The sequence below is a fragment of the Erythrobacter sp. NE805 genome, assembly GCF_046452355.1.
Taxonomy (GTDB): Bacteria; Pseudomonadota; Alphaproteobacteria; order Sphingomonadales; family Sphingomonadaceae; genus Erythrobacter.
In genome coordinates this window covers 280127-291442 of the sequence record NZ_JBKFDI010000003.1, presented here as the reverse complement: position 1 = coordinate 291442, position 11316 = coordinate 280127, and the positions used below count along the sequence as shown (strand labels likewise).

14 protein-coding genes are annotated in these 11316 nt (G+C 68.5%); 6 read left to right on the top strand and 8 right to left on the bottom strand.

Annotation, left to right across the window (positions count from 1 at the left end):
• Positions 1 to 135 precede the first annotated feature (135 nt).
• Entirely contained in the window at positions 136 to 1302 is a 1167-nt protein-coding gene (locus tag ACLBKU_RS12930) for an aminotransferase (protein ID WP_410179964.1), read from the bottom strand.
• 115 nt (positions 1303 to 1417) lie between these two features.
• Here ACLBKU_RS12930 and ACLBKU_RS12925 point away from each other — a divergent pair, with 115 nt between their 5' ends.
• Complete coding sequence (locus tag ACLBKU_RS12925; protein WP_410179963.1) at positions 1418 to 2197, top strand: glutamine amidotransferase; 780 nt, start codon at positions 1418 to 1420, stop codon at positions 2195 to 2197.
• Positions 2198 to 2527: 330 nt separating this feature from the next.
• On the opposite strand, the gene ACLBKU_RS12920 is transcribed toward ACLBKU_RS12925, so the two are convergent.
• From ACLBKU_RS12920 to ACLBKU_RS12910, 3 genes are read right to left on the bottom strand one after another with little or no spacing between them, the layout of a single operon-like run.
• Positions 2528 to 3526 (bottom strand): zinc-dependent alcohol dehydrogenase, encoded by a 999-nt coding sequence (locus ACLBKU_RS12920; protein ID WP_410179962.1) that lies wholly within the window; start codon positions 3524 to 3526, stop codon positions 2528 to 2530.
• 4 nt (positions 3527 to 3530) lie between these two features.
• The gene (locus ACLBKU_RS12915; RefSeq protein WP_410179961.1) at positions 3531 to 3785 is read right to left on the bottom strand and encodes a hypothetical protein; all 255 of its coding nucleotides are present in this window, start codon (positions 3783 to 3785) and stop codon (positions 3531 to 3533) included.
• The gene (locus ACLBKU_RS12910) at positions 3782 to 4006 is read right to left on the bottom strand and encodes a tautomerase family protein (RefSeq protein ID WP_410179960.1); all 225 of its coding nucleotides are present in this window, start codon (positions 4004 to 4006) and stop codon (positions 3782 to 3784) included. The genes ACLBKU_RS12915 and ACLBKU_RS12910 overlap by 4 nt, the downstream gene beginning before the upstream one ends.
• A 99-nt stretch (positions 4007 to 4105) precedes the next feature.
• Between ACLBKU_RS12910 and ACLBKU_RS12905 the strand changes: the two genes are divergently transcribed.
• Positions 4106 to 4687 carry a TetR/AcrR family transcriptional regulator gene (locus ACLBKU_RS12905; RefSeq protein WP_410179959.1) on the top strand — a complete coding sequence of 194 codons (582 nt, stop codon included), beginning with the start codon at positions 4106 to 4108 and terminating at the stop codon, positions 4685 to 4687.
• Positions 4688 to 4690: 3 nt separating this feature from the next.
• Here the strand turns inward: ACLBKU_RS12905 and ACLBKU_RS12900 are convergent, their stop codons facing one another.
• The 3 genes from ACLBKU_RS12900 to ACLBKU_RS12890 form a co-directional block, all read right to left on the bottom strand.
• Entirely contained in the window at positions 4691 to 5494 is an 804-nt protein-coding gene (locus ACLBKU_RS12900; protein WP_410179958.1) for a MipA/OmpV family protein, read from the bottom strand.
• Positions 5495 to 5600: 106 nt separating this feature from the next.
• Entirely contained in the window at positions 5601 to 6296 is a 696-nt protein-coding gene (locus ACLBKU_RS12895) for a DUF4386 family protein (RefSeq protein ID WP_410179957.1), read from the bottom strand.
• On the bottom strand, positions 6293 to 6817 hold the full coding sequence (locus ACLBKU_RS12890; protein WP_410179956.1) for a cupin domain-containing protein: 525 nt from the start codon (positions 6815 to 6817) through the stop codon (positions 6293 to 6295). The genes ACLBKU_RS12895 and ACLBKU_RS12890 overlap by 4 nt, the downstream gene beginning before the upstream one ends.
• A gap of 174 nt (positions 6818 to 6991) precedes the next feature.
• On the opposite strand from ACLBKU_RS12890, the gene ACLBKU_RS12885 reads away from it, so the two are divergent.
• Entirely contained in the window at positions 6992 to 7660 is a 669-nt protein-coding gene (locus ACLBKU_RS12885; RefSeq protein WP_410179955.1) for a TetR/AcrR family transcriptional regulator, read from the top strand.
• Between the two features lie 222 nt (positions 7661 to 7882).
• Here ACLBKU_RS12885 and ACLBKU_RS12880 read toward each other — a convergent pair whose 3' ends face one another.
• Entirely contained in the window at positions 7883 to 8500 is a 618-nt protein-coding gene (locus ACLBKU_RS12880; RefSeq protein ID WP_410180181.1) for a TetR/AcrR family transcriptional regulator, read from the bottom strand.
• A gap of 75 nt (positions 8501 to 8575) precedes the next feature.
• Between ACLBKU_RS12880 and ACLBKU_RS12875 the strand changes: the two genes are divergently transcribed.
• From ACLBKU_RS12875 to ACLBKU_RS12865, 3 genes are read left to right on the top strand one after another with little or no spacing between them, the layout of a single operon-like run.
• Entirely contained in the window at positions 8576 to 9604 is a 1029-nt protein-coding gene (locus ACLBKU_RS12875) for an SDR family oxidoreductase (protein WP_410179954.1), read from the top strand.
• Positions 9605 to 9617: 13 nt separating this feature from the next.
• Positions 9618 to 10061 (top strand): ester cyclase, encoded by a 444-nt coding sequence (locus ACLBKU_RS12870; protein ID WP_410179953.1) that lies wholly within the window; start codon positions 9618 to 9620, stop codon positions 10059 to 10061.
• Positions 10058 to 11131 (top strand): SMP-30/gluconolactonase/LRE family protein, encoded by a 1074-nt coding sequence (locus ACLBKU_RS12865; RefSeq protein ID WP_410179952.1) that lies wholly within the window; start codon positions 10058 to 10060, stop codon positions 11129 to 11131. The genes ACLBKU_RS12870 and ACLBKU_RS12865 overlap by 4 nt, the downstream gene beginning before the upstream one ends.
• Positions 11132 to 11316: the final 185 nt, after the last annotated feature.

Sequence of the window (11316 nt, the reverse complement as noted above, 5' to 3'; positions counted from 1 at the left end):
GGACAGCGAGCCTGTCGGTCGGGAAGCGGCTAGGGCGCTTGTGTGTCGGGGCCGTTGCCGATCGGGGACAGCTTGGCGACAGCGGCGCTTTTTCTCGCCGGGCCGGTCCCCGGATGCGGCCCCGCGCGCCGTGTGTCAGTCGCGCAGCAGCCCGGGAACCGCGAGCGCCGCGCCGAGGCGGGCGAGCGCGGTCTCGAGCGTCGCGCGCTCCTTGGCAAAGCAGAAGCGCACGAGGTGGGTGGCGGGGTCCTCGGCGTAGAAGGCCGAGACGGGGATCGCCGCCACCCCGGCATGGTCGATGATCGCCTCGCAGAACGCCGCGTCGCCGCGCGCGATGCCCGAGGCGGCGAGGTCGACCGAGACGAACCAGGTTGCGTTGCTCGCCAGCGGGACGAGGCCGATGCGGGCGAGGCCCTCGGCCAGCACATCGCGCGAGGCCTGGTGGTGGGCGCGCGCCGCGGCGACCCAGGCGTCCTCGCTCTCGAGCGCCTCGGCGAGCGCCCATTGGAGGTTGGGGGGCGTGGTGAAGGTCAGGAACTGGTGGGCCTTGGCGAGCACCCGCGCGAGCGGCGGGGCGGCGCACATCCAGCCGACCTTCCAGCCGGTCAGCCCGAAGATCTTGCCCGCCGACCCGATCTTGACGGTGCGCTCGCGCATTCCGGGGACGTCCATCAGCGAGCGGTGCTCGCCGCCGTCGAAGACCAGCGCCTCCCACACCTCGTCGCAGATCGCGATCAGGTCGTGCGCGGTGCAGGCCTCCGCGAGGAAGGCGAGGTCCTCGGGGTCGGCGCGGGTGCCGAGCGGGTTGTGCGGATCGTTGAACACCACGAGGCGCGTGCGCGGCGAGATGGCGGCGGCGAAGGCCGCGCGGTCGATCCGGCCCGATGGCAGCGCGAGGCGCAGCACCTTCGCGCGCCCGCCCGCACGCTCGACCAGCGGCAGGTAGGCATCGTAGAGCGGCGCGAACAGCAGCACCTCGTCGCCCGGCGCGATCAGCGCGAGCAGGCTCGCCGCGAGCGCCTCGGTCGCGCCCGAGGTGACGATCACCTCGCCCGGGTCGAGCGCCAGCCGCTGGTGCCGTCCATACCACCGCGCGATGCTCGCGCGCAGTTCGGGCAGGCCGGGCGAGGGCGGATACTGGTTGCCTCGCTCCTCGAGCGCCCGCGCGGCGAGGGCGATGACGCGGTCAGGGCGCGGTCCTTCCGGAAAGCCCTGTCCCAGGTTTATCGCCCCGGCCTCCCGGGCGCGTGCCGACATCGCCTCGAAGATCGTCGTCGGCATGGCGGCATAGATCGGGTTCATGCGGCATCCTCACGCGGCTCACGCGCCGGGTTTTACCCCAGCATATATTTTCTACCTTTACGGGCCAGCCTCTTCACATAAACTCTACCGATCGTGTTGAGAATGTGAGCCCGAGATGAAACGCGCCCTCGTCATCAGACACGTCCCGCGCGAGGGACTCGCCGGCTTCCGCGCGCCGATCGAGCGCGCGGGCTATGTCGTCGACCGGATCGACGTGACGGCGGCGAACTTCGCCGAGGTCGACCTCGGCGAGCCCGACCTGCTGGTGATGCTCGGCGCGCCTTTCGCGGTCTATGATCAGGCCGACCGGCCGTGGATCGCCTGCCAGCTGCGCCGCCTGAAGCGCCGGCTCGATGCCGATCTGCCGACGCTCGGGGTCTGCTTCGGCGCGCAGATGATCGCGGCGGCGCTCGGCGCGCGGGTCCATGCGGGCCACGCCAAGGAGGTCGGCTTCGCGCCGATCGCGCTGCACCGCCCGGCGCTCGCCAGCCCCTTGCGCCACTTCGAGGGCGTGCCGCTGCTGCATTGGCACGGCGACACCTTCACCTTGCCCGAGGGCGTCGAGCTGCTCGCCTCGAGCGCCACCTATCGCCATCAGGCGTTCCGCCGGGGCGCGAATCTCCTCGCGCTCCAGTTCCACGCCGAGATGGGCGAGGACGAGCGCATCTTCGATTGGGCCGAGCAGATGCACGGGGACCTCGCCGAGGCGGGGCAGGACCGGGCAGCGCTGCTCAGGGACTACGAGACCCTCGGCCCCGCAGCGGTGGCGGCCGGCCAGGCGGCGCTGACGGAATGGCTCGCCGGGCTCGACCTCGCGAAACTCGCGGCAGCCCGCGCCCGGCGCAGCTTCCCGCCCCCGCCGGTCATCTCAGTCTTGTCGGTGAGATGTCCGTAAAGCTTGGCGAGGCCCATGGTCGCAGCACCGCAAGCGGATGGCTTTGCGTGCTTGCGGGCAAACGCACGATCGAGCGATTGCCTGCCAATCCAGAGCCGGACAACTGACGTTCGACCAGCGAACAGGCGTCGGCGGCTCTCGCCCCACAAACCGTCGCAGGCGGACATCCGATTGCGCGTCTGTGTCCGCTCGTAGTCGCCATTCCGGCTTGAAAGTCGAGGATCGGCATCGGCGCAACGCAACCGGGCCGATAAGCGCCCTACGTGACCCGAATTCGACCACGTCGTCCTTGAAGGCCCGATCGCGCATCGACAATTCGAAAGTCGAGGGTCAGCTTCGGATCAGCACCGGCTTCATGAGCCCCTCGGCCAGCACGACCGGCGCCTCTTCGAACGGGGCAATGCAGGAAACGACCGGAGCCGGGTCAACCCGGCCTTGCGCCACCCATTCCAGTGCTTCGGCAACATTCGGACCGCCGCGCCCCCGGCCGGTGTAGAAGCGCACGCCGCGCTGATACATTTCGAACAGTGGCATGGAGACTTCGCCGAAATGACCGCCGACCGAGGAGACGATCCCCTCTGGTGCGACCGAGCGCAGGGCGCACAGCAGGGATGCCTGATCGGCGCTGGCATCGACCACGATCGGGAAGGCTCCGGCGCGACGCGGCGGCGGGCCTTCGACGACATCGGCGCCGTAATGCGATGCGATCTCGAGCCGGGCGCGGTCGGTATCGCGGTATTCGACCCGGGCAGCGCCGCCGGCCAGCGCGAACATCACGGCATAGAGCGCGATCGAGCCGCATCCGCCCATCACCAGCACCGGCGCACCGGGGTTGTCCGCCAGATGCGGAATGGTGAACTCCCGGGCGAAGGGCAGATTGTCGCCGGCGCTGGCGGCTGCGGCCGGATCGACCCCATCGGGTAACAGGGTGAGCGCGACATCGGCTTCGACGACGCGCAACAGATCGCTGAACATCCCGCCCCAGTCGCCAAGGCCCGGAAGCCCATACATCGCGCCCGGCTGATGCGCGAGGCAGGCGTTGGGGCGGCGGGTGGTGCAGTGGTGGCAATGGCCGCAGGAGATGTGCCAGTTCACCACCACCCGGTCGCCAGCGCGAAAGCCGGTCACCGCTTCGCCCACCGCAACCACCTCGGCCACGCACTCGTGGCCGATGGCGAAGGGGCCGCGGAAGGGGGTCTCGCCGCGGATGATCAGGCGATCGAGATCGCACGTGGTCGCCGCGATGGGCCGAACCAGCGCATCCTTGGGGGAACTGATGCGCGGTTCGGCCCGCTCGCGCCATTCGAGCTGGCCCGGCGCGAGGAACATGAGCTCACGCACCGACCAGCACCCATGTCCGCGCGCGATCCGCGCCGCCGTCGGCAGCGGCGGCGGCGATGGCCTCGATCAAGCGGGCTAGCGAAGCGGCATCCTGCGCGGTGACGGACGATACCGTGACAAGCGCAGGAAAAGCGGTGTGACCGGCTGCCAGCGCCGCCGGGGGCAGAGCGAGCGCGGCGGTCGCCGCCGCGCCGCCCGCAAGGACAGTCCGACGGGAAACGCCCGCCCCCGTCACCGCGCCGCTCATCCGCGGGGCGCCAGCGCGGCCTTCATCTGGTCGAGCGTCAGCGCCCGCCCCGCCATGCCCCAGCCGCCGTCGGGCACTTCGTTGATGTGCACCCAGGTGAACTGGCGGACGGCGGGGACACCTTCGGCCTCGACGCAGGCATCGGTGACCTTGGCGACCATCAGCGCCTTCTGCTCCTGCGAGAGCGAACCGGCGGGGACGGAAATCTGGACGAGCGGCATGGAGGTGATCCTTTCCTTGATGCGCCACAATACTATGGCAATCACCATATTATGATGATCGCCATAGATTCGTCAAGCGCCCTGTGCTAGGCCCTTGCCATGCCCCGCACCTCCGATGCCCGCGACAAGGCGCTTGCCACCGCCGAAGACCTGTTCCGCCGTCAGGGCTTTGCCGCGACGGGGCTTGCGCAGATCATCGAGGAGAGCGGGTCGCCCAAGGGATCGTTCTATTTCCACTTCAAGGGCGGCAAGGATCAGCTCGCCGCCGAGATCGCGGAGCGCTTCGCCGCGCGCGGGGTGGCGGCGATCGCTGCTGCGGCGGCCGCGACGCCGGGCGATGCGACAGGCTTCATCCGGCTGCTCTGCGCCGGCTTCGCGCAGGAAATGCGAGCGAGCGACTTCACCCTGGGCTGCGCCTTGCAGAACATCGCGACCGAGAGAGCGCCGGGCGATCCGGATCTGACGGCGCTGGTCCATGCCGGGCTGGAGGCGTGGGTGGAAGCCGCAGCGTCTCATTTTGCCGCGTGCGGCGTGAACGCGTCCCGTTCTGTCGCGCAAGCGTTCATCGCCGCTCTCGAAGGCGCGCGCACCCTCTCTCGGGCAAGCCGGAGCGATGCGGTCTATTCGGCGATTGCCGAAAGTTTCGCAGCATCGCTCCGCACCCTTCAGGACGGCCCGTAAGCCTCAGAAGGTGAAGAACACCCCCACTCCCCCGCTCAGCTGATCGGCGCTGCCGCCCGAGGTCACCACCGGGCTGTCGGCAAAGTCGCCGAGCAGTCGGCGGTAGCCGGCCGTTGCGGCCACACCCCAGTTGTCGCCGATGCGGTAGCTGGCGGTGACCTGCGCGCCCACATCCTTGAGGCCGCCCTTGGCGGTGAACTGCGGCAGCCCGCTGGCGGAAGAACTCGCCGGGGTGACCGAGAAATAGGTCTCGGCATAGTCGTCGCTGGCGTAGCTGGCGCCGAGATCGAACAGCAGGTTCAGCCGCTCGCCGACGGGCGCGGCATAGGTGGCGCTGGCGGTGACGACGTAGCCGCCATGCACATCGCTCACATCGTGCACGCCCTGCACCGCGAGGCGCAGGTTGTCGTTCCCGGCAAGATTGAAGGTCTTGGCGGCGAAGGCGCCGACCTCATAGGCGTCCTTGATCCGGCCGAGATCGGCGACGGCGGCGTTCTTGATGTCCGCATCGCGGCCGAAGGTAAAGGAGGCGACGGGGCCGAACTCGAAGCCTTCGGCGGCGATCACATCGGCGCGGATCGCCGTGCCCTGGATCGCGACGTAGCGCTCCCCGAAAGTCACCCTGCCGTCGACGAGAGGGAGGATCTGGTAATCATCCGCGCTTTCGTAGTCGGGCACGGCAGCAATCCCGATGGTGGTGTAGCCGGAGACGTCGTTGGTCTCGGAACCGTTGTCCTCAGCATAGGCCGCCGATGGCAGGGCGAGAACGAGGAGCGGGACGAAACGGGAGAGAGAGGCAGTCTTCATGGTATTGTCCTTGTGTTGTGCGACGGCGCGAGGAAGCCGGGCGCGGGCCGTCGCGGCCGCACCTTGGCGGGGTGAAAACGCGGAAATTCAGGGAGAACGGCGGCGTTCAGCCGCGGCGCAGCAGCCCGATGCCGGTGGCGATCAGCCAGGCAGTGAGACCGAGAAATCCGGCGATGGTCAGAAGCGCGAAGGTGTCGCCATTGCGTCCCAGCGCCAGCATCAGACCCTCGCCTGTCCCCAGCAACAGTAGCGGAGCGGTGAGGAGGCCGAGGGCAGCGGCGATGCGGCGCCCCTCGCGCCACTGGATGATCGCCAGCAGCGCGGCGAACAAAGCGGTCAGCAGCTGGCCGAGGTGCTCGCCGATCGCCACGCCGGCATAGGTGTGGATCAGCGCAAAGGCGTGCGCGGCGGCGGCCACCTCCGCCGGATCACCCGATGCCGCCGTTCGGGCCAGATCGGGGACGACGAACACCCAGCGCATCAATCCGACCGCCTGCGTCAGCCCTGCGAGCGCGCCGACCAGCGCCGCACCGGCCGCCAGCGCCGGCTGTTCGGTGAGCCGCCGCGGCGTGATCGCGAGACCGACGGCGAGCGGCGTCAGGGCCAGCGCAGCCAGCGCGAAGGCATACCATGTCAGCACCAGCCCCGCGCCGCCCGCGGCAAACCGCGCAAGCACCTCGGCAGGCGGGTGGCGCAGGATTGCGGGGTAATCGAAACTGGCAGCGAGCAAGGCGTAAGGCAGGTTGAACAGGATCGCGAGCGCGATGGTGGCGGTGCCGAGGGCGGGACGGGCGGAGGTCATGGCTGGCGCACCAGCCGGGCCAGCCGGCGGTCGGCGCCGGTCAGGCGCGCGACCCAGCCAAGCAGTCCGAGCAGCGCAATCTGCAAACCGCGCGGCGCGCCGACCATCACCAGATTGCCGTAACCCAGCAGCAGCCCGAGCGCGCGGGGATCGCGCGGCATCCCCGCTGCCGTCGTCTCGCCCGCCGCGGCCAGCGCATACATCCCGCGCAGAAAGGTCTCGAGCCCCTCGCCCTCGTCGGCGGTGGTGAGGAAGGTGACCGGCTCGTCGCCGGGATTGCGGAAGCCGTGCGGGGTGCCGGGCGGAATGGCGATCGCCTCGCCCGCGGTCAGTAGAACCCTTTGTCCTGCGCCGAGATCCACTTCGAGCACCCCGGCCTCGACCGCAAAGGTTTCGGTCATGGTGTCATGCACGTGAAGCGGGGCGCCCTCGCCGCGCGGCGGGAGGGTGCAGCGGAAGCGCAGCTCGGCCCCGTCGCCCGACAGGGGCGAGGCGAGAAAGGCGATCTGGTCGCCTGTCACGGGGTTGCGAATGTCGGTCGGGAGCCGGGGTGAGAGAATGGTTCGCATAGCTTGTCTCCAAGTGGTGACATGGCAAATATCGCCAGTCGGTGACATACGCAAGCGCTTTTGTCACCGGTCGGTGATTTAGCTCTGGAAACCGAAGGGCGATGCGCTTAGGGAGGAAGCATGACAATGCCCGCCGCGACCTCGATCGCCTCTTCCCAAGCAGTTGCCGACCGCGGACGCGATCGCTCGCGGACGGAGGAGGCGATCATCTCGGCCGCTCGCGACGTGCTTGTCGAAAGAGGGTTCGGCGCCTGGGGCGTGAATGCGATCGCGCGGGCTGCCGGTTGCGACAAGCAGCTGATCTACCGTTATTTCGGCGGCCTCGATGGCCTTGCCGAAGCGCTCGGCACCGACGTCGCGCGCGCCATCGAGGAGGCGCTCTCGGCAGCACCGGGGCCCTCGGCGTCAGGCTATGCCGAACTGGTCGCGGGGCTGCTCGAAACCCTGGTGGATGTCCTCAGAGCCAATCCCTTGATGCAGCGCATCATCGCGTGGGAATTGTCGGAGCCGAACGCGCTCACCCAGTCCTTCGCCCAGGCCCGCAGCCGCGCTCTCGCCGACTGGATCGCAAGGCTGCGCGGCGACATCGCTCCTCCCCCGGGGATCGACGCTCCCGCCACCAACGCCGTGCTGATCGCAGCCGTGCAACAGATGGTGCTTGCTGGCGCGGCGACGGGAAGCTTTGCTGGCCTGCCGCTGTGCGATCCGGCGGACTGGGATCGCGTAAGGCTCGCTATCCGTGCAATGGCCTTGGCTGTCTACTCCCAGCGGCCGGAGGGCAAGGATCGGCGCTGATCGCGATATTTGCACATCCGTTTCAGGCGTCTGCATGATCGTTCTCCTTTGACCACGGTGGTCATCCGGAGAACCTCAGTCGCTCTGCGGAATGAATTATGCTGAGACGCTTTCCGACCCAGAGCCCGCCGTTCCCAACCAGCAATGGTTATGTCCCGCTCTGCCCGAAGCCGCCATCCCGTTCCTGCAGTCGCACTTTACCTCGAAATTCTGGGCGCTGGATCAGGCCGACGGCCTATCTGCCAAGCCGACCAACCCGAGCATCCACCGCGACAGAGCCCGTTGAACATCGGCCGAGCTGATCGCGGGCATCGTCTGACTGCGTTCGAGTGCGAGGCCTTGGCGCAGTGCAATGAACACTGCGGCAGCTCGCTCCGGTTCGGCAATCCTGGTCCCCGCGCTGGCAGCAATCGCGTCGATGATCTTCGCCACTGCCGCGTAGTGGCGCGCAAAGAGCGCCGCGCGCCGCTCGGCGAAGGCGGGCGAGCGCGTGGCGTGGAGCGCGAACTCGATCGATAGCAGGCACCATTCGAGATCGACCGGATCACTGGCATAGCGCGCCGCGATGGCCTCGATCGCATCCTCGGCCGAGGCATTCTGCGGAGCGAAACCGCTGCTGATCGCGACCTCCTCGCCCATATGGGCCTCGAGCAATTCGAGGAAGATCGCCTCCTTGCTCTCGAAGTTCGAGTAGAAGGCACCCTTCGAGAAGCCCGCCCGTTCCGCGATCACGTCGACCGACGCGCCGGCATAGCCTTCGCGCGTGAAGGCGTCCCTGGCGGCGTCGAGCAGACGCTCGCGGGTCTGTTGACGGCTTTGGGTGCGGGTCAGTCTGGCCATGTTTTCCAATACCACTTGCAATTCGAATACCAAACGGTATTCTAATACTCGATCAAATCCAAAAGGAGGCGCGTCATGGATGGCCAGACCTTTTTCGTGACCGGGGCGACCGGATTGCTGGGCAACAATCTCGTGCGGGCGCTGGTGGCGCGCGGCGCGAATGTGCGGGCCCTGGCACGCAGTCAGGTCAAGGCGGCTGCGCAGTTCGCCGATCTCGACACTCCAAGGCTCGCCATCGTCAGCGGCGACATGGAGAACGTCTCCGGCTTTGCCCGCCACCTCGACGGGGTAGATGCGCTGTTCCACACCGCCGCCTATTTCCGCGACAGCTACAAGGGCGGATCGCACTGGCCGATGCTCGAGCGCATCAACGTGATCGGCACGCGTGACCTCATTGCCGCGGCCCATGCCGCCGGGGTGCGGCGGATGGTGCACACCTCCTCGATCGCGCTGCTCGACGGGCCGCCGGGCGCGCTGATCGACGAGACCATGCTGCGCGACACCGCCAATGCCGACGATTACTACCGCAGCAAGATCCTGACCGACGGCGTGGTGCTCGATGCGCTTGCGCGCTATCCCGATTTCCACGCGGTGATGGTGATGCCGGGCTGGATGTGGGGACCGGGCGATGCCGGGCCGACCTCGGCCGCGCAGACCGCGCTCGATTTCCTCCACCAGCGCCTGCCCGGTGTGCCGCCCGCGACCATGTCCTTCGTCGACGCCCGCGACGTGGCCGAGGCACAGATCGCCGCGCTGACGCAGGGCCGCCGGGGCGAGCGCTATCTCGCGGCGGGGCGCTGCATGACCCTCGCGGAGCTGTTCGCGGTGCTGGAGCAGGAGACCGGCATCAAGGCTCCGACCCGTCCTCTGCCGCTGCCGCTGATGTATGCGGTGGCCGGCGTGCAGGAGGTGCTTGCGCGGACCACAGGAAAGCCTGCGCTGCTGAGCTGGGCGGCGGTCAAGTCGCTCAAGCGCGAGGCGGGGCGCACCCGCTTCAATCACGCCAAGTCGGAACGCGAGCTCGGTCTCGGCTTCCGTCCCGTCGCCGAGACCGTGCGCGATACCGTCGCATGGCTGCGCGCCCACGAACTGCAACCCGCCTGACGGAGAGAGCCCGATGACCGACACTGCCCAACCGCAAGCCCTTTCGCCCGCCGCGGTGGTCGACGCGATGCACGAGGCTTTCCGCCACGGCGATCTCGATGCCATCGCGATGCACTGGCACGATGATGTTGTTTACGAGGCCCCGGGGGTCTCGATGACCGGCAAACCCGCCCGGATCATGGCCGAACAGGTCTGGCTCGGCGCATTCAGCGAAAACGATGTCCGGACCCATGCCAGGCTCGTCGACGGGGAGGCGATCATCGATTTCTGCACCATGAGCGGCGTTCACACCGGCCCGCTGATGCTCCCTGATGGCACGGCAATCCCGCCGAGCGGCGCGCGCATTTCCGGCACCTATGCCGCGCGCTACCGGATCGTGGCGGGCAAGGTGGTCGAGCAGGAGGTGATCTACGACCGCCTCGCCCTGCTCCAGAACATCGGCGTCATGCCTGCATGATCCGGCGGATTGCCGGTCTTGCGCTGCTCGGTCCTGCGCTCGGGGTGGCGGGGCTGATCGCCTTCAGCCCGATCGACCCGGTCGCGTGGACCCCGCCGCCCCCGCTCCCCGCTGGGCAGACCTGCGCCACCGCGCCGCGTCTGACCGCACGGGTGCTCGCGAAAGACCTGCCCGGCAAGCCCGACGGGCTCGCCTTCGACAATGCCGGACGCCTCTTGGTGGCGATCGCGAATGGCGAGGTTGCCGCGGTCGATCCCGCCAGCGGCGCGTGGTCAATCGCGGCGCGCGGTGGGGGTTCCCTCACCGGCCTTGCCGATGGCCAGGATGGCACGATTTACGCGGTCGACGAGCGGGCGGGCACCTTGCTCGCGGCGCCGCCGGGCGGGACCTTCCGCCGCGTGCTCGACCGGGTCGGCTCCACGCGTCTTTCGTGGACCAACGACGTCACCGCCTTGCCGGATGGCAGCATCGCCTTCACCACCACCGCCACCGGACGCAGTCTCGATGATTTCTATCACGAGGTGCTCGAACATCGCGGGTCGGGTTTGCTGGTCCGCTACGATCCGGCCTCCGGCAAGGCGCGGGTGCTGGCGCGGGGGCTCGCCATGACCAACGGCGTCGCTGCGATGCCCGACGGGAACCTGCTGGTGGCGGACAGCGCGAACTACGGAGTGAGCCTGTTCTCGCCGGAGGGCAAGCGGCTGGCACAGCTGACCGGCCTGCCTGGCTTCACCGGCAATGTCCGCGCCTCCGACCGGCCCGGGCGCTATTGGGTGACGCTGCTCTCGCCGCGTTCGCGAGTTGTTGACGGCACCGCGCCCTATCCTTCGGCGCGCCGCCTCCTCGCTTGGCTTCCCTCCGCTGTGCGCCCGCAGCCGCAGCCGCTGCCTTGCCTGGTCGAGATCAGCCGCGCGGGCCGGACACTCACGCCGCGCCTGCTCGCCATCGACGGGGCGCCGACCTCTTTCAGCACGGCGATCGAGCGGGACGGCCGGCTCTATCTCTCGCCTGCCAGCATCGCGCCGGGGAGCACGGCACAGGTCTATGTCGCAGAGAAGTATGAGCGCTGAAGCGGTAAACCGGAAAGCGCCCGATTTCTCCTGAGTGAACCTCTGGAGCATATCCTTACACTGTAAACATGATGTCAGGCACTTCGGACCTCGGCTCGGCCGATCAGGATGCCCCCTGTGTGATGGCTCGCCTCGAGCTTCGCACGGTCCGATGGACGCGCTGTGCGCAAACCCAGAGGCAATTG

What these genes read in the sequence shown, in the direction of transcription:
- ACLBKU_RS12930 (WP_410179964.1), bottom strand. Translation starts at nt 1,302, where the DNA reads ATGAACCCGATCTATGCCGCCATGCCGACGACGATCTTCGAGGCGATG.
- ACLBKU_RS12925 (WP_410179963.1), top strand. Translation starts at nt 1,418, where the DNA reads ATGAAACGCGCCCTCGTCATCAGACACGTCCCGCGCGAGGGACTCGCC.
- ACLBKU_RS12920 (WP_410179962.1), bottom strand. Translation starts at nt 3,526, where the DNA reads ATGTTCCTCGCGCCGGGCCAGCTCGAATGGCGCGAGCGGGCCGAACCG.
- ACLBKU_RS12915 (WP_410179961.1), bottom strand. Translation starts at nt 3,785, where the DNA reads ATGAGCGGCGCGGTGACGGGGGCGGGCGTTTCCCGTCGGACTGTCCTT.
- ACLBKU_RS12910 (WP_410179960.1), bottom strand. Translation starts at nt 4,006, where the DNA reads ATGCCGCTCGTCCAGATTTCCGTCCCCGCCGGTTCGCTCTCGCAGGAG.
- ACLBKU_RS12905 (WP_410179959.1), top strand. Translation starts at nt 4,106, where the DNA reads ATGCCCCGCACCTCCGATGCCCGCGACAAGGCGCTTGCCACCGCCGAA.
- ACLBKU_RS12900 (WP_410179958.1), bottom strand. Translation starts at nt 5,494, where the DNA reads ATGAAGACTGCCTCTCTCTCCCGTTTCGTCCCGCTCCTCGTTCTCGCC.
- ACLBKU_RS12895 (WP_410179957.1), bottom strand. Translation starts at nt 6,296, where the DNA reads ATGACCTCCGCCCGTCCCGCCCTCGGCACCGCCACCATCGCGCTCGCG.
- ACLBKU_RS12885 (WP_410179955.1), top strand. Translation starts at nt 6,992, where the DNA reads ATGCCCGCCGCGACCTCGATCGCCTCTTCCCAAGCAGTTGCCGACCGC.
- ACLBKU_RS12880 (WP_410180181.1), bottom strand. Translation starts at nt 8,500, where the DNA reads ATGGCCAGACTGACCCGCACCCAAAGCCGTCAACAGACCCGCGAGCGT.
- ACLBKU_RS12875 (WP_410179954.1), top strand. Translation starts at nt 8,576, where the DNA reads ATGGATGGCCAGACCTTTTTCGTGACCGGGGCGACCGGATTGCTGGGC.
- ACLBKU_RS12870 (WP_410179953.1), top strand. Translation starts at nt 9,618, where the DNA reads ATGACCGACACTGCCCAACCGCAAGCCCTTTCGCCCGCCGCGGTGGTC.
- ACLBKU_RS12865 (WP_410179952.1), top strand. Translation starts at nt 10,058, where the DNA reads ATGATCCGGCGGATTGCCGGTCTTGCGCTGCTCGGTCCTGCGCTCGGG.